Origin of the sequence: Mesorhizobium sp. M7A.F.Ca.CA.002.09.1.1 (assembly GCF_003998555.1) — a bacterium.
In the GTDB taxonomy this organism is placed as follows: domain Bacteria; phylum Pseudomonadota; class Alphaproteobacteria; order Rhizobiales; family Rhizobiaceae; genus Mesorhizobium; species Mesorhizobium ciceri.
Map to the genome: position 1 here is coordinate 1 of NZ_RZRR01000023.1, position 16802 is coordinate 16802.

A 16802-nucleotide genomic window follows, 5' to 3' on the forward strand; every position below is an offset into this window, starting at 1 on the left:
ACCTTGCTCGTCCGCTTGGGGCCAAGCGGTCGACCACGTTTTCCCGTCATGATCGAACCGGGCAATTCCGTCGGTGTGGAATTTCGCTTCCGGAAGCTCGGCGCGCGCCAGCAACCATAGGCGGCGCTCGAAATCGGACATGGTGCGTTCGATTTCCGTTCCCCGCTGCCGGAGCATGTCCACGATCGACGCGTCGAACAGGTCGAACAGTTGCTGGCGGGTCTCGGCCATATCGGCTTTGATCTGCTCTTCAAGCTCGGATTCGAGCTTCTTGAACGCCTCGTCTACCTGCGCTTCTGTCCGGCAACTTTGGACTACGGCCAAGACCTTCCTTTCGAAATCGATGCCAGATTCGATAGAGCCGAGAACCTGATCGCTCGCCCCGAACAGGCCGTCGAACAGGTTGAACTTGAATTTTAGAAGATCGTGAATCCGTTTTTCCGCCTGGTTTTTCAGGTTCAGCATGTTCACGACTGTTACGTCGATCTTCTGGCCGTAACGATGACAACGGCCAATGCGCTGCTCTATGCGCTGGGGATTCCAAGGCAGGTCGAAGTTGATGATCAGGGAACAGAATTGCAGGTTGATGCCTTCCGCGCCGGATTCCGTCGCGATGAGAATCGACTTGTCGTCCGACTTGAAGGCGCTCACGATGGCCGACTTCATGTCCGCGCTTTTCGAACCGGAGACAGCGTCCGTGCCTTCCTTCTCCTTCTTCCAGGCCGCGTAAACCTTCTGGCTCTCCTTGTCGCTGTTGCTACCATTCATCAGCACGATCTGCCCGTCATACCCGCTCTGCGACAGGATTTCAGCAAGGTAGCGCTGTGTACGGACGGACTCGGTGAAGATGACAGCTTTTCGCTTGCCGCCACGCGCGACCACTTCGTCGAGCACGCCCGGAAGCTGGCTAAGAAGCTTGTCGCCTTTCGAGTTAGAGCCGATGGAACGAGCAAGGGCAAGGTAGCCGTCAAGCTCTGCTATCTCGGCGGCCAGTTTCTTCGGATCGATGGCATCGGACGATGCGTCGCCCTCGTCGTCTTTTTCGCCCTGACCATTCTCCGCAGCCAACATAGCGTCGTCCGCGATTTCCTCGCCGACCTCCGCCGTGTCGTCGATGTCTTCAACGACGCTCTCATCGGCCACTTGGTTCTTCCGAAGCCTGCCAATGACATTTTCCAGAAACATGGTGATGGCAGCGACGGACGAACCGAGCGTCTTGCGCGCTCGGCCCATTTCTGCGCGATGACCAAACAGGCTTCGATCGTTTTGCCAAGCCCGACCTCATCGGCAAGGATCACCCCTTTTGACAGCGGAGAATGCAGCGCGAAGCGTGCGGCTTCGACCTGATGCGGCTTCATGTCGACGCGAGCGGTGGAAAGAGACTTGGCGAAGGCTTCGTCGGATCGGCCCTCCAGCATGATACGGTTGGCGAAATATTTGCTGTGATAGTGTGTATAGTTGGTCATTGGGTGCCCACCCGAGAATCGCGGGCCATATGAACAGGATGGATTGATTCAGACAAGCGCCGGGTTGATCACTGGAGTCGGTTCACTCCGAATGCCACAGAATGATTGCAGCGGCGCTAGCAAGGGCAAAAAAGTCGCCTAAGTCCTCGGCAGCGATCAGCCATTCTTTGCAGACATCGAAAGCGGCGAGCGCCGCGTCAATCTCGTTGAACTCATGGATACCGCCAAGATCTTTGCGCTGGTGCGCGATCTCCAAGACAGCCGGATTGACGCTGACAGCGAGCGAGCAACGTGCATGAGATGAATTTCTTAGACCCTTGTGAATCTTAGTAGGCACAAACTATTTGCATACCAACCCCACGCTTCGCGATAGGGTCGTGGCCGGCCGTGTTAGCTGCGCTGGACACCGGCAATATTGTTCGGAGGGAAAGGCGCTCTTCGGAAAACGTCGACGATATGAGCCCCCTGCTGGGCACGTAGCATCGCGGCCAAGTCAAATGGCTGCGTGGCGAGGGCACAAAACCACTCCTCTCCAGTTACGGCGTATCTATCTACGATCCGGTTCCAAGGATCAGGTTGCCGGAACCGGCGATGCAAGGCCGTGTGAATTGGCCGGCTAATCGGATATGGCGACCATGGAGAATAGTAGTTCTCGCAGTGGGTTTGAAGGCTCTCTGTGGAGCCCGAGATCGAGCAACGCTGGGGCTTTTGCAGCAAGCCCTTGTCGGTGAAGTGGTGTATCAATTGCCAGCCGCGAACTCGCTCCTCATGAGTGAAGCCATTGTAGGCAGGCATCTGGGGCCACCTCCAATCCGGAAGGCCAACGGGCTCAAACAGGCCCATAGAGTTTGCAACTGGATTCAAAATCTAACCCTGAGAGAGACCGAACTTTGCTAACCATATTGCTATACAAATTGCGATACAGAAACCCGTTAAATTACTGATTTTATCTAATATTCTATTTGACATGGCTCCGGCCCGGGGAGCCACTTAATCCAGAAAAGTCTTGAAACCCAAGGACTACAAGGGTTTCCGCTTCCCCAGAGATACACCGCGCGATACACTGCGGGGTACACTGAGCTATGAAGATTGACGTGAAGCACATACAGAAACGAGGCGTCGCCGGCTGGCGTTATCGGCGGAAAATTCCGAAGAAGCTCCAGGCCGCTGCGGGCAAGTTGGAAATCCTGGTCCCGCTCGGGGCGACCGAACATCAAGCACTGAAGGCCTACCCCAAGGTGCATGCCCAGGCAGAGCAGCAGTTGCGCCTTTGGTCGCGGCCGCACGATGCGCAAACCCTAGGCAGCTTGGTTGGCACCCCCACCTTGACCGACTTTGAGCACCATAGGCTGAACCGCACACGCCTTCGCGCGCTCAGTCTCGACCCCGAATGGACCGGTCCAGAGGACGAGGATGACCCCGAGGCGCTAGCTCGGGAGCTGATCGCGGAGCAGATTGCTGAGAAATATCCAGTGGACGACCGAGGCAATCCCGTTGGCATAGAGTCGGCGGACCGCGCCCTGATCCACGCCCTTGTCCTTGGTCAAAATCAACAGCGCCATGCCCCGACCTTGGAAGATGCCAGGAGGCTGTACCTCAAAGAGAAGGTTGGCACCGACGAAACAAAGAAGATGGAGCTTGAGCGAGTGTTCAAGCTCGTCAGCGCGGCGCTTGGCAAGGACAGGACACTAAGCAACCTCAAGCGGGAAGACGCCAAAGAGGTCAGGGACCACATGCTCGATGGCCGCAAAGCGTCGTCCGTGGACCGCTACTTGAATGTGGTCCGTGCGATGATCAACCACGCCATCAGAGAATTTGACCTCACCGGGGTCACCAATCCCTTCATGAACTTGGAGGCCGCGCCCAAGGACAAGGCAGAGCCTGATAAAGACAAACGCCGGCCCTTCACCCTTGATGAGGCTGCCGCCATCTCGGGCCGCCTTGTGTCACACGCCAAGACCGACCTCCAGCACATCTGGCGCATTCTTAAAGGGACTGGATGTCGCCTCGCCGAGGTCTCGGGTCTGCGGGTCGCAGACGTGCATCTCGAACATGCCATCCCGCACATCACGGTCGAGTGGCATGACGACCGCCGCATTAAGAATGCAGTGTCGCGCCGTAACGTGCCCTTGATCGGGGACGCATTGGACGCTGCAACAGAAGCCAAAGCTGCGGCGGGCAACGCGGCGATGCTGTTCCCAACCTACGGCAGGCCCAAGGGTGCGTCCTCAGCGTCTGCTGCTTTGGGAAAGCACGTTCGGGCTTGTGTAACGGACCCGAAGGCTACCACCCACTCGCTTCGCCACCTCATGAAGGATCGCCTACGCTTGGCCGGCGTCACGAAGTCGGACCAAGACATTGTTCTGGGCCATTCCTCAGGCAGCGTTGGGGAGGACTACGGTGGCGACGAGGCAAGACTTGAGATGGCCAGACGGGCGCTTGAGAAGGCTAACTCGCTCTGATCCAGTCCGGTTCTGCCTGGGGCCGCTCACTCGTTGCGCCACCGAATGGAGGACTTGCTGGTGATCGCTTGGGTCCCCGAGAAGCTCAAGCGGTCGATCATGGGCCACTCAGGGGGCGGCGCTGGGGACAACTACGGTGGCGAAGAGGGGCGGCTTAGGGTTGCAACTGAGGCGACGGAGAAGGCCTTCGCTGCGGTTGGCTAAGATAGTCGTCGCTTCCCCTCGCGGACGTTGTACTGCGCTAGCGCATAACTTTGCTGGTCTCAGCGATGATCTTGGGGATCTGCCCAATCGCAATCGTGTAGCTGAACCGCGCCACACCTTTTGCCTGCTTGTGCCTTGGCAGGCTGCGGACGACCCAGTCGTAAGTGCCCGACACCATGCATCGCTCATTGGCACAGGTGACTATGACGCTCTCGTCGTGGAGATTGTATCCCCGTTCCGGCCATCGTTGGAAATAGCTTCTCTTGTCGGCGATGATCGAGCTTAGGTCCGTTGGCTTTCCGTAATAATCGACGATGCCAGCATACGAATTTTGAACCTGAGCGATCGCCAAATCTGCGTTGTCGCCATGGTGCTCGATGAGCCCCTTGATAAATGCTACCGCCGCGCTCTCTAGCTGCCGCTCGTCTGCGCTGGCTTCAGCCGGGGCCGGAGTGGGCATTGGCGACACACGCGACGTGTCAACGGACGGCGGCGTGGTGGAAATGTTGGTTACGCGCAGTTCAGCCATCTCACTGGCGGAGAGATATCGCATATCAGACCTGTCGTAACTCAATGCTACGGCCATCAACTTGGGGTCCACGCCCATCTCGGACATGTAGGACATGATATCGGCAGTTACGGCTTGAACGTTCGCCACAGCCTCGTCGGTAGACATCCCGCTCTCTGGGGCGAAGGATGAGCGGTGAACACCAATAGAGCCCGGATCGGCAACACGGCGAACGCCACCCATGAAAGCCAAGGAGCAAGCCGACGCGCACTGCAACTGCCGGACTTGAAGCGTGTCAAGGCCGGCTGCCCGGATCATACGTCCAAGTTGCATTGCACTTCCGATACTACCCCCCTGCGAGTCGAATACGACCACTCTAGCCCCACTGCTTGTGACAGCGCGGCTAAACTCATTCAGAGGTTCGTTGACCCCAAATTCACCGGAGACGATGAGAAACGGAAGTTCGCCCGACGACGATACCGGCTTGTATTCCAGAGCCTTGGCCGACCATGTTGCGGCCGCGATAATTGACGCAACAGCTAAAACTCTCAAAACTGAACGCATAACTGGCTACCCTACCCTGCCCGTCACAAGTAAGATCCAGTTGAAGCGCCATTTCAAGCGCCAACTGTGAAAGGTTCGATTTATGGTCAAAGAACTGATTGACGCCTCAATGATCTGGCACGGGTATTAGAAACTATGTGCAACCTCTACAATATCGCCACGTCGCAAGAGGCCATCCGAGCCGGCTTTGCGGGACATGTTGGGGAACTTTGAGCCGTCCATAGACTTCGATCCCGGCGGTTCGACCCGGTGGTTCGCTATCCCATACCCCTCCGCTCCTGCCTTAGGCCGCCCTCAGGAACGGGACGGTAATGGCAGCGGCGAGGCGCGGCCTGAGGTGAAGCGGAGAATATCGTCGGCTTTCGTAAAGGTACGCGGACCGTCGCCTTGTATGCAAGGAGCTGGAGGACTAACGTTCCAATCCTTGAAAATCATCAACGTGGACGCGACATTTGGATGCTTACCTAGCGATCGCTGAGTCTATCCTTCGGATCGAACGGAGACCCTTGAGTCCCCGCGCGATGTTGGCTGCTGCCTATCGCCTCGGCTACGTGCCAACCCACTTGCACGGACGGACGCAGCATAAGACGCTCGGAGCTAGGTTGAGCGAAGACATCATCTCTCATCGCGACAACAGCCTTTTCTTTAGGACAAAGCCAGGGCGCTTTTTCCTTAGGGAGTTCCTCACTGACGACACCATTCCCGAGGACCACAGGCAACCGATCGCTACTCGACGCCGCATGCGCGAACTATTGCGCGGGCCTGCTCTCGCAGTTGACGTTAGCGACCTTGCCCTGATCGCGGAAGTCGGCAGACCAATTGAACCGGAAATAGTATTCGGCCTGCTACGCTCGAACCGCTACCGTTACGACAATCCAAAGGCAAAGCGACCCAGCAGCGTCTTTCTTTGGTCTTTTGTGTCGGTGCGCCGCGACCGCGAGGTCCTGAGCTACAGGCTCGGCCGCTACCGCGATGACCGTGATGCATTCATGGCGAGACGTTCAGTTGGATTTTCGACTCTCGTTCATCTTGAGCAACGGACATTGTTCAATGACGACTTCGGAATTGTGGACTCGGGTGTCCAAGCAGCAAAAGTTGACCTCGATGTTCCCGAGATTAGAACGCCGGCCAGTGTCAACCGGCTTGCTGCTCACCTAAGGTATTTTATGTGGGTTTCGCATGGTGAGGGGCAGAATGAACTGCTCGCGATTATTTCGTTCGAATGCCCACACTGGTTTCATCCTGAACGGCGGCGACTGGCGTTGAACGACCTGACTTGGCTCGACTTGCGCACTCCTGTGAATAACGTCGATGATTTCGACCCATGGTCACGATACGTGTTACTGACAACGGATCGAAACCTGTCAGCCGGCTGAAAACTTGGCATCATCGTCGCTCATCTTATCGGGGCCAAGCGTTGCGTATGTGAAGTCGCAGCTGGAAACGTCAGACTCTGCGCGAACGAAGCGTGCACTACAATATATTTGCCGAATATACAGACTTGGCTATCGGATCGTCCAAAGCGAACTTCTTGGCGTTCAGCAATCAATCGTCGGCATTCTTTACACCCGAAAATCGGACGAAAAGCTGAGGCGTTGGGCCTTGAATGCATTGGCGAGATGCGGAACGGCGGCTGTCAGCCTCGAATGTGTGATGGGAGTTTTCAAGGAATTTAGTTCCGACCCGCAGACTGCAGCGGCAGCCATCGCCGCGATTTACAGGATGAAGCGAGACGCGACCAAAGCGATAGACGATCTCGATCTCTTCGACCCGCAAATGCGAGTCCTTGCGGCCCTGCAGCATGTGGAACATACAAAACTGGACCTGACGGGCATTCCGGTCGACATTGAGAAGGCGTCGGCGGACGTCCTCAAACTTGGCTTAATCGTTGTCGGCTTGAACAGAGCCCCTCACAATCTCTTTCATCCACGGCACAGTAATTCCGAAATCGTCAAAGCGCTCGGCGCTTACGACGACGATATTGTCGTCCAGTATACCGTTTGGGCCGTGGCCGAGAACGACAACCTATCTATTGACGATCTGGGTATCCCGCTCAGTTCGGTGGAGAGCAGGCCACCAAATGTACGTGGCTGGATGTATCGCGCGATCGCCATGCACGCTAACGCTGCCGATCACCAGGATTACATTGCCAACGGCGCCGGCGACGATGAGGCTGAGGTCCGCCTCGCTTTGGCTATCGGGCTAAAGGATACCTATTACGACGGGCTCGAGGCTTTGGCGCACGATTGGTTCATGACCGAGGCGGACAGTGAGATTGCTCATACACTCATGGACCACATGGTGCGCCATGCGGATCGGTCGCCAACATATGAATGTACTGTGCTCGACTTCTACGAAAGAGAGGCGCAAAACTCTCTCCTGCGTCGGAGGATCGAAGGACACGCCGCCAAGACCGAACTCTACAGCAAGCTCATGCGTATATCATTCGACGGTTCCGACGACTTATTCAGGAGCATTAACGTGACCAACAATACCACGAATATATCTGGCGGCATTAATGCCGGAGCTGTTTCAATGGGTGGCGATGCGACGAACACGGGGGAGATCAATGTTAATTACCAGCCGCAAACGATAGAGCTGATCCAGGCCGAGCTTTCCAAGGCGATCAAAGCCATACACGACTCCGGCGTTGCCCCCGAGCTTAAGGAGCATGCGCTTGAACACGTGAAGGCGGCCCAAATAGAGCCCACACCCGATAAATTGAAGAAAGCGGTCGACGTCCTTGGCAAAGTCGAGGACGGGGCGAAGAAGATATCGGGAATTTCGACAGCAGCAGTTGCCATCGGAACTACCGCTATCGCGCTTGCCAAACTCATGGGCTATGTGCCCTGAGCTTCGTGAGCTCATCGTCCTTTCATTGATAGAGCCGCATCACTGCTCATGATCGCTGCCAAATCCTCAGCGTACGGGTGGTCGAGGTGTTCAGCCGGCCACCTCCATGCATCAGCAGGCTGCCCGGTGACAGGCCGTTCTCAGGATCAAGGAAGATCGGCGGGTGCCGAGAAGGCGTTGGCAGTGTGGGGGTTTTAAGCGCAGCCTACCCACACCAAGGGCGTGGCGTCGGCGGACAGCTTGTAGAGCCACAGACGAACGGTACAGCCAGCCCCTCTGACACCAATATGTCGCCCACATCCTGGCCATCGGCAAAGAGAGAGCCGCAACTTCGCCCGTAGTTGCACTTGCCGGTGCCCTCAGTGCCTGCCGGGCAGGAACATGGAACCATCTTCAGCTCCAGCTTCGCCGCAGCCACCAACTCTTTGAGGCGCGCCTTTGCTCGCTGACCAAGGTCTGCCTCAGCGTCGCACCTCGGCTGGATGCTCTCAGGCGCATTGAAGCCCACCAGCCGGGTCCCCTTGTCGGAACCGTTGAGGCGAATGGTGTCGCCGTCGGTGATAGTGAACTGCGAGCTTGCGAGCGGCGCCCGGTCTCCCGTGCCTGATCTCGCGAAGGACGGCATGGTGGGCCAAGAGATGTGCTCGCCCTTCTCGACGTATGAGTAGATCAGCGAACCGACGATCAGCGCCAGCGCGAAACCGAAGGCTCTGGTGAACCGCGCCGCCAAGTATCTCACCTCCCTAGCGACCCGGCTGCCTGGTCGCCGTGGCTCCCAATGCGGCGACGAAGTGGGACGGTATGGGGCTGTTTGGCTCCGCTCGAAGTTGCTCGATGGCGCGGAGCCTATTATCTCATAGAGCTTCGCAAACTGCTTTGGGCTTAGCCGTGTGCGTGGGCCGTACTTCGCCAGCCGGACGTGCATGTCGAGCAGGAATTGCCGCTGCCATAGGGTAAGACGGCCGCGAGTAAGCACAGCCTCGACACGGGACTTCAGGTCGTCCTCGGTCTCCAATCCGATACCTCACGCCTGCCTTACAATACTGCGCAGGCGGTTGGGTGTGAATAGGCGTACGCACCGGGCGGAAAGTTGCACCTCGGAGAGGCCTATCTGGAACACCGACGACCTAATCGCCTTCCGTCAAGGCTCCCCTCTAGGCCCCCCCTGACGTTCTCCCAGGTGTGGCTTAGGGGGATCAGGTACCTAGTAGTCCAAGCCAAGATGGCCTACAGCGTTGTTTCCCACGGAGTACAACGCAATGACCGATGAGCCGCTGCCAATCGCCCAGGCGTCACCCAGCAAGCCGCTCGCGTTCGGAGGCGGAATGGTTATCGGGGCGCTTGGCGGTCTCGTAGGTCTCGGCGGCGCTGAGTTCAGATTGCCGCTGCTGATCGGCCTGTTCAACTTTGGTGCGCTGGAGGCCGTGATCCTGAACAAGGCCATGAGCCTGATCGTGGTGGCAACCGCGTTGCCGTTCAGGGCTCAGACAGTCCCGTTCGGGGAGATCGCTTCACATTGGCCGATCATAGCGAACCTCCTGGCTGGAAGCCTAATAGGTGCCTGGCTCGGGGCCGGATGGGCGACCCGCCTTCGAGCTGAGACCCTCTACAAGACCATCTCGATCATACTCTTCCTCATCGCAGGGGTGCTGTTGTTCGGCCATAACGCTCATGCCAACAGTGCCTTGCTCAGCGGTCCAGCACAGTTGATCGCAGGGGTCTTCGCTGGGTTCATCATAGGCATCGTTGCGGCGCTGCTCGGGGTCGCTGGTGGCGAACTGCTGATCCCAACGCTGATACTGTTGTTCGGGGCCGACATTAAGCTCGCCGGCAGTCTCTCGCTTGCCGTGAGCTTGCCGACCATGATTGTCGGGTTCGCTCGCTACAGCCGCGACCAGAGCTTCTCAGTCATCCGACGCAACATCGCGTTCGTATTGGTCATGGCCTGCGGCTCGGTTGTCGGGACGTTCCTGGGCGGGCAGATGCTTGGATTTGTGCCGAGCGGTGTGCTGCTGCCCCTGCTGGCTGCCATCTTGGTGATTTCAGCGGTCAAGGTCTGGCGTCACTGACGACGCAACATCCCTTCTTCCTCGGCAGCTTCCTCGAATGCTTGCCGAACGTCCTCTGGTGACGCCCGGTCCTCGAACGCGTCGATGCAGACCTGCACCGCCTTGTTCCACTTCGGCCCCTTCCTGGGCCACTTCATGAGTTCCTCGGCCGCCCCCTCAACGTGACTGATGCCTGCCGTGATGCCGACCCTATCGGACCTCACGTAGACCGGAGGGTTGAACCAATGGAGAGCCATCAGAAGTCACCTCGGTCGACCCTACGTTTCAGGTCTGCAGCATTCAAAAGGTCGACCAGATCGTCGGCATACTCCATGTCGAGACCTGTGGCTGGATGACCATCAGGCTCAGCCGGCTGCCCGGTGAACACGTCGAACACCGTCCAGGTCCCATTCGGTTCCTTCTTGAGGTCGTACCGCTGCTGGGCCATCTGGGACCTCTTGGGTGGCAGCCTTTTGGGCTTGATCGATTGCATCAAGAAGCGAGGCTAGTGTTGGGGGTAGCTCAGGGTCAACCGTCAGGCCGAAGGCCTTCTGTATGTCTCGACGATTGTCCCCGTTGCGTATCGATTCACGAAGGTGGTCGGCCACGGTCTTGTGACCGGCTTTGTCGCGCTTGGCCATGAAGCTGTCCCCTAAACCCCTAAATTATTGTGTGACAAAAGCTCCGTTTAACGGCGCTCAACGTATTGTCAGACAATTGGTTCCATTAGGAGGTCGGAATATTTGATAGTAAAATGTGAGCGGGTGATCGGACAACTGGCACGCGCGCCGTCCCCCCGTGGGGGTGCCTCCCGGCCGTCATTGATCCGCGCCCGCGTGGGACGTGATGCGCGCGTGATCGCGGGCGTTCTCCCACACAATTCCCCACATGCAACGCGCAACACCATGCAATCCAAGGCTTGCCAAAGGATATGATATCCCTTCGATGCATTGGGAGGGTGCCAAGGGTGCGCCAAAGGGCGCCGACAGGTAGCCGGAAGGGTGCGCTATGTTTCGCCACTTGTCCGGCAATCGGTGTATTTGTCGGACACAAGGGTGTAGGGTGCCCGATGATCGCTGACCCATGCTTCCAAATCGTCTTATCCGGCGCGCTTCGCCACACCCTCGTTGAGACCCGTGTTAACATGGTTCGAGCGCGCGCCGCTCTTGCCGAAGCTCGCATGATCGTGAGGGATGACACTGCGCGCCGCTACCATGTGCGCCTAGGTCTCACCCTAAAGAAACCCTTTCGGCACCCTTGATCGGCCCCTAGCTCCGCGCGTTACGGCGGCGACCCATTCTTTTCCGTCCACAAACCTATACCTTTGTGAACATGCCGCTTGACATGTACACTTATCGTCCACTAAGTGATGTTCACCAACACTCTTAGAGGAAAGTGCACATGATCATCGGATACGCCCGTGTTAGCTCGACCGGACAAGACCTCGACACCCAGCTTGAGAAGCTCACGTCTGCCGGGGCCGAGAAGGTCTTCAGCGAGAAGAGGTCCGGCTTGGACGAGACGAGGCCGGAGCTTGAGAAGGCGCTGGAGTTTGCCCGTGACGGTGACGTGTTTGTGGTGACCAAGGTGGACCGGCTGGCCAGATCGGCGGCACACCTCCACCAGATCGTCAGGGACCTCGATAAGAAGGGTGTCGGCTTCAAGGTGTTAGATGACGCCTCGCTGGACACGACCACCCGAACTGGCAAGCTCGTGTTCGGCATCCTCGCCAGCATTGCAGAGTTTGAGACGGCGCTTCGTAAGGAGCGGCAGATGGAAGGCATCGCCAAGGCGAAGGCCAAGGCAGAAGCCCAAGGCGAGCCGTGGAAGACTGGCAGGCCCGTGACGCTCGACCATGATCGGATCAAGGCCCTGAAGGCCGAGGGGCGCTCTGTGAGGCAGATTGCCAAGGAAGCCGGGTGTTCACCTTCAGCGGTCCAGAAGGTGCTGGCCGTGTTGGCCTGACGTTTCCATAAAGTATGGAGCGAGTGCTGAATAGGGAGGCGATTACCCCACCCACTAGCACAGGAGGGTGGCAGTCAGCCCACTAGCCCTACGAAGGCGCAAATAGGGTGACCACTAGCACTACGAGGGCGATAAGGCCCCCACTAGCACTGTGAAAGCGGCCCCATAGGGACACCACTAGCACTATGAAGGCGATAGGGTGACCACTAGGACCACGGGGCGATTAGACCCCATACCCCCACCACTAGCACGGTGAAGGCGAATACCCCCTCCACTAGCACTACCCAACGCTCTTCACCCAAGCTGCCCCGTGCAGTTCTCCCCTGTTGCGACCGCCTGTTGCCCTGTTCGGCTCTTCCGGGAGACAGGATGTGGCGCTTGTCGGGGCAGCTTTGGTGAGGCGCGTGTGTCCCTCTATCTGTCCTCCGATTTTGTATGAAATCACCCGTCAATTATTTTGTATGAAGCACCACGAAAGGAGCCAACATGACCGTCTTCCGTCCCGTCGAGGCGGATTTCTCCGAGGTCTCGGATCACTGGACTGCCGAGGTTGAGGCATTTCAAAGGAAAGGCCCCCGGTGGACAACCCAACGCTACCAAGAGGCCACCCGCAAGGACACTGAACGTGCGCCAGAGTTCAACCATAAGGCCACCCTCGTCCTATGTGCTGAGGGCTTCTCACAGCCCGCATCAGCGAAGGTGCTGGGGATCACCGACCGTGCTGTTCGGTCTCACCTGTCGCGCCCATGCGAGGCTCTGGAAGCTGAACGCGAGCGGATGGCTTGGCGGGGCCGTGTACAGCACCATGAGGTGACCAAGCGCGGGCGCGCTCCGTTCGATGTCTGGGCTCACCTGAAGGCGGGTAAGGCTCCCGTGGTCGCTGATCTTCTCGGCTTCGATCCGTGGACAGCCGAGGGCATCGGGGCAAGCACCCGCGAGAGGGTCGCTTTCTACATCGTGGACGGATGGTCACAGGCTGAGATTGCCAGACTGCTGGGCATCTCCAAGCAGGCGGTATCGAAGCATGCTGCCGCTATCAGGAGATTGTTCAAACCGAAACGAACCCGGAAGTTAGGAAGTCGGCCAAACCTGATTTCACAACGCTAACAATGACATGAATGGTTGACTACCTACTATAGGGCTTCCACTCAGGGACCTTCACTTCGGGTGTTACCTTGGTCAGCCCCTTCGGGTTCCTATCGTCGATAGGTTTATCCGAAGATAACACCAAGGTTCTCCTGAGTTGCTCAGGGACATAAGACACACCCTCTAGAAAACCCTCTGTAACAGAGAAACCCTAGAGACACCCTTATATCAGGATGTCATTGGTCGCTTCGCTCCGAAGACCATGGAATATGTCTCCTGAGTACCTGATCACCCTCAGTACTGCTTCGCTCACAGCTTTGGTCTATTCTCTGGGTTTCCCTTGTTCCAAGGCCATAGCCAGAGGGAACTCCAAAGGACGCATGAAGTCTGTCCACCTGATGCTTGGATGACTGATGATCTCCCTCCACAGGTCTTCACCCTTCCACGTCAACCTGAGGCGTCCCTTTAAGGGAGGCCTTCGAATGTCACCACCAACACTTACCCGAAAGGATCACAATGAACATCACCACAGGAGCCGACCCCTATCATGTCGACTGAGGCCGACCGCATTGCATGGCGAATACACGGTCGAGAATGGCGAGCAGCGAACCCAGAGCGCGCTAAGCAGATCAGCCGGGAATGGTATCACCGCAACAAGGCTCGCGTTGCCGAGGTGCGGAAGATGAAGCGAGAGGCCGCCCGTCTGGTGAAGGGGACAGCCAATGGCTGAGACAACCCGCCAGATCACCCCGGCAATCCGCGTTGTCGAGACCGACCGTGAATGGATCATTCAGGCAGCTGAAATAAAACGAACCCGGAGGCGGGGAGCGGAGCCGACCGGCAAATGGATCGACCGCGCATACATCACCAGTCGGTCAATGCTGAACTTGGAACTGAGGCGGATGGTCGGGGCGAAAGGGAGCCTTCTCGGACATGTTGAGCAAGGCGTGCTGGACTGGCTCAACAGGCTGCCGGTTCGGCATCCGGCACGAGACCGGGAGTCCAGCGTCATTGATATGCTGGAGGCGTCTACGCCAGGTAGCGAGCATGGGGAGACCTTCCATGACCACCTGCCGCTGATCGTGAAGCACGGCCCGCTTAGGTGGCGCAACGACCGGAATGCCCGCTTTGAGCCCTGACCAAATCAAGCGGGATTGGGTTTCGACCTACCCGAACCGTGAGGCAGCCCTTGCCTTGGTCGAGTGGCTGAAGGCAGACAACTGGGAGCGCGTCTCAGAGCTTGACCGGAGGCTGACAGAAGTCGGCATCGACTGGACGGGCAGTTTCCAAGAGGCTGCCGAGCGGTGCTTTGAGGTCTACGGCTACCCCGATTTGGAAGCCGTGGCGGTTGCCCGGAGGGTCGCCGAGGTGTCGCTGCGGCCGACCCGCTCAGCGCCACGGGGAGGGCCCACCGGAGTCAGCGCCGGCCGTTCCCGTCCAGTCACCCCAGCCACACCTAGCGCGCGTCCTGAAGGCGCGCAGACGATGACCTACGGCTTCACGCCACGGCGCTGATCCACCCAGCATCATCAAGCCCAACCCGCACCCGGAGCACTGACGCGCCGGGTCGATCAACCACGACCAGATTTGAAGGAATGAACGACATGAACGATTTCAACAAGGCCAGCGGCCTCATCACCACCGGCTCAACTGACATCCGCGCTCAGGAAGCGCGAGACCGACAGACCCTTGAAAACCGGGTGGCTCAGATGCGGCGTGATCATGCGCAATCCGAGAAGGACCGGCAGGAGGCGGCTCTCCAAGAGCGTATCGCCCAGCAGACGGAAGCCGGCTTGCGGGCCAATCAACAGCTTCAGGCAAAGCGAATGGGGATCGTCAATACCGGGCAGGCCATGACCGATGGCCAGAAGGCGCAGATTGCGGCAGCAAAGCCCATGAACGGCTCCGCACCGCAGGCCCTTGTGGATCAGCTTGCGGTGACCGTTGGCGGCATCCAGTTAGGACCCCAGCAAGCCAAGGACATGGCGGCTCGCGGGGAGATCAGCCAGGGCGATTACGTCGCCGCAGTGAACGCGGCTCTGGTCCCATACGGCTATTCTTTCAGGTAGCCACGGAGGCCGAGAGTGACGGGGCGGTTGATGCCGCTCCGTTGCCTACCGTGGATGGGAAGACCGACGAGACCAACGACACTGAGGAATTGACCGACGACGAGAAGGAAGAGAAGCAACATGCCGAGTTTGTGCGCATGGCCGATCAGAGCCTTGATCGCTTCAGGGACACCCATAGCGAGGCCCAGCAGCAATTCATCGTGGACGCCTATGTCGAGACCGGAGAAATCCTTACCGGCGAAGGCTACGGCATTGACGAGGTGGAAGCGGCTGTTGTCGAAACTGCATTTACTCAGCACCTCGATAGGAACGTGCTGCGGCAGCATGGGCTGACACTGGCGACGTACTTCGAGCATGTCGATGAGGCCGACTACCCGGCACTGCGCAGGGCTGCGGCCAAAGGTGAATGGCACGTCTTCCACGGGCATGCCCAAGCCATAGCAGCGGCCCGCAGAGACGGTTCGGCTTACAGCGAGTAACCATAGCAGCACCTTTCCTACCCCCGATGCATCGCCCCAAGAGGTGTGTCGGGGTTGGGATTTTCAGAGCCCAAGCCCGCCGCGCCGCGCGCGTCTCCACAACCAATCGCCCAGGGGCCTTGCGTCTCCTCGCCGACAGCCCCCGGCATCTACGCTAGCAACCGGAGGGGTCAGCTCGCCATTGCGGGGAGCCCAAGCCACTCAGGGCTTGTGTATTCATGAATGTGGTTGCTTGTTCGGTCCGCACCCGGGTCCGAATGGTATTGCGATGTATTACCTCGGACCTGACTATCCATCTCAACGCTCCTTGAGGTAGGGTATCCGTTGGGAGGCGGGAAATGTGCAAATGGCTCAAGACCAACAGTGACGCTATTCAAGCAGGATCGGCGATCCTAGGTGTCGCAGTGGCCGTCATCGGATTTTGGCTGACGATCTACCAGTTGTCCTCAGCAAACCATTCGCTGCAAGCCTCAAACACGTACACCATCCAGCATGATGCCCGGGAGATTATTAGTGAAATCATCTCGCGAGGAAATGTTCGGCCCCTGATTATGGGCACATTGCCCGCAGGGAAGAAGGAGGAAGCCAAAACCGACCTCTGGCAAATGCTGAATTTCTATCTATCGGTCTTCAGGCAACTTCACGCTGGCGGAATCAACCAGAAGATAGGCGCTGCTTTCGGCAAGGATTTTTGCGATTTGCTCGACAAGGCTCCGGTGGCTACCGCATGGGACGAGCTTCTTAAGGAGAAGAGAATAACAGACGACTATGAGGAAATGAGAAGGACATGGTGTGGCAAAAAATAGGCTCATAGCTCTGGTGCTAATCTATCTGGCACTCTGTGCAGGGGTGCACGCCGGAGAGTTCGGCAACGTCCTCGTCGGCAGCGCCGAAGCGACACAACGGTCCCGGGAAGCAAGTGCCACTGCACTCGACGGCGTTGCGAAGGTCATCGAAGGGCTTCGAGAGAGAGAGGGGGCCGCCGGTCTTGGGGCTGGTAGAGAGCAGTTCCAACAAGCCGCCCAGCTATTTGCAGACGCAGCCAACAAAATGGAAGCTGTGCTTCCCTTTCTCCCTAATGCAGACCTCTCGCAGCCG

The 16802-nt window shown here is 58.0% G+C and carries 17 protein-coding genes; 11 read left to right on the plus strand and 6 right to left on the minus strand.

Annotated features, from left to right (window positions below; translation table 11 throughout):
* Both EN994_RS02220 and EN994_RS35260 read right to left on the minus strand, forming a co-directional pair.
* Positions 1 to 1233, minus strand: a 1233-nt coding sequence (locus tag EN994_RS02220; protein ID WP_281060128.1) for a helicase-related protein, incomplete at its 3' end; no start/stop codon positions are given.
* A gap of 315 nt (positions 1234 to 1548) precedes the next feature.
* Positions 1549 to 1722, minus strand: a complete 174-nt coding sequence (locus tag EN994_RS35260; protein ID WP_158515786.1) for a hypothetical protein — start codon at positions 1720 to 1722, stop codon at positions 1549 to 1551.
* 826 nt (positions 1723 to 2548) lie between these two features.
* Between EN994_RS35260 and EN994_RS02225 the strand changes: the two genes are divergently transcribed.
* Positions 2549 to 3928, plus strand: a complete 1380-nt coding sequence (locus tag EN994_RS02225; RefSeq protein WP_063168136.1) for a tyrosine-type recombinase/integrase — start codon at positions 2549 to 2551, stop codon at positions 3926 to 3928.
* Positions 3929 to 4169: 241 nt separating this feature from the next.
* On the opposite strand, the gene EN994_RS02230 is transcribed toward EN994_RS02225, so the two are convergent.
* Positions 4170 to 5204 carry a hypothetical protein gene (locus EN994_RS02230; RefSeq protein ID WP_127224115.1) on the minus strand — a complete coding sequence of 345 codons (1035 nt, stop codon included), beginning with the start codon at positions 5202 to 5204 and terminating at the stop codon, positions 4170 to 4172.
* 602 nt (positions 5205 to 5806) lie between these two features.
* On the opposite strand from EN994_RS02230, the gene EN994_RS02235 reads away from it, so the two are divergent.
* Together EN994_RS02235 and EN994_RS02240 are read left to right on the plus strand one after the other, a co-directional pair.
* Positions 5807 to 6580, plus strand: coding sequence for a hypothetical protein (locus EN994_RS02235; RefSeq protein ID WP_342030137.1), 774 nt, complete (start codon positions 5807 to 5809; stop codon positions 6578 to 6580).
* Positions 6581 to 6629: 49 nt separating this feature from the next.
* Positions 6630 to 8057 (plus strand): hypothetical protein, encoded by a 1428-nt coding sequence (locus tag EN994_RS02240; protein WP_127224116.1) that lies wholly within the window; start codon positions 6630 to 6632, stop codon positions 8055 to 8057.
* Positions 8058 to 8262: 205 nt separating this feature from the next.
* Here the strand turns inward: EN994_RS02240 and EN994_RS02245 are convergent, their stop codons facing one another.
* Positions 8263 to 9072 (minus strand): thermonuclease family protein, encoded by an 810-nt coding sequence (locus EN994_RS02245; protein ID WP_181172675.1) that lies wholly within the window; start codon positions 9070 to 9072, stop codon positions 8263 to 8265.
* A 244-nt stretch (positions 9073 to 9316) separates the two neighbouring features.
* On the opposite strand from EN994_RS02245, the gene EN994_RS02250 reads away from it, so the two are divergent.
* Positions 9317 to 10126 (plus strand): sulfite exporter TauE/SafE family protein, encoded by an 810-nt coding sequence (locus EN994_RS02250; protein WP_063168140.1) that lies wholly within the window; start codon positions 9317 to 9319, stop codon positions 10124 to 10126.
* Here the strand turns inward: EN994_RS02250 and EN994_RS02255 are convergent.
* The gene (locus tag EN994_RS02255; protein WP_127307384.1) at positions 10120 to 10362 is read right to left on the minus strand and encodes a DUF982 domain-containing protein; all 243 of its coding nucleotides are present in this window, start codon (positions 10360 to 10362) and stop codon (positions 10120 to 10122) included. The two genes, EN994_RS02250 and EN994_RS02255, sit on opposite strands and share 7 nt — an antisense overlap.
* Positions 10362 to 10553, minus strand: a complete 192-nt coding sequence (locus EN994_RS02260; protein ID WP_063170253.1) for a hypothetical protein — start codon at positions 10551 to 10553, stop codon at positions 10362 to 10364. Before EN994_RS02260 ends, EN994_RS02255 begins: the two co-directional genes overlap by 1 nt.
* A gap of 953 nt (positions 10554 to 11506) precedes the next feature.
* On the opposite strand from EN994_RS02260, the gene EN994_RS02265 reads away from it, so the two are divergent.
* From EN994_RS02265 to EN994_RS35630, 7 genes are all read left to right on the plus strand, one after another.
* Positions 11507 to 12070, plus strand: coding sequence for a recombinase family protein (locus EN994_RS02265; protein ID WP_063168142.1), 564 nt, complete (start codon positions 11507 to 11509; stop codon positions 12068 to 12070).
* A 486-nt stretch (positions 12071 to 12556) separates the two neighbouring features.
* Positions 12557 to 13177 (plus strand): sigma factor-like helix-turn-helix DNA-binding protein, encoded by a 621-nt coding sequence (locus tag EN994_RS02270; protein WP_063168143.1) that lies wholly within the window; start codon positions 12557 to 12559, stop codon positions 13175 to 13177.
* 701 nt (positions 13178 to 13878) lie between these two features.
* Positions 13879 to 14295 carry a hypothetical protein gene (locus EN994_RS02275; protein ID WP_063168144.1) on the plus strand — a complete coding sequence of 139 codons (417 nt, stop codon included), beginning with the start codon at positions 13879 to 13881 and terminating at the stop codon, positions 14293 to 14295.
* Positions 14296 to 14760: 465 nt separating this feature from the next.
* On the plus strand, positions 14761 to 15225 hold the full coding sequence (locus tag EN994_RS02280) for a hypothetical protein (RefSeq protein WP_127224117.1): 465 nt from the start codon (positions 14761 to 14763) through the stop codon (positions 15223 to 15225).
* A gap of 89 nt (positions 15226 to 15314) precedes the next feature.
* Positions 15315 to 15704: a hypothetical protein gene (locus EN994_RS02285; RefSeq protein ID WP_127224118.1), complete on the plus strand. Its 390-nt coding sequence runs from the start codon at positions 15315 to 15317 to the stop codon at positions 15702 to 15704.
* Positions 15705 to 16042: 338 nt separating this feature from the next.
* Positions 16043 to 16510 (plus strand): hypothetical protein, encoded by a 468-nt coding sequence (locus EN994_RS02290; RefSeq protein ID WP_063168148.1) that lies wholly within the window; start codon positions 16043 to 16045, stop codon positions 16508 to 16510.
* On the plus strand, positions 16497 to 16802 hold a 306-nt coding region (locus tag EN994_RS35630; RefSeq protein WP_206530366.1), incomplete at its 3' end, for a hypothetical protein. The genes EN994_RS02290 and EN994_RS35630, both read left to right, overlap by 14 nt.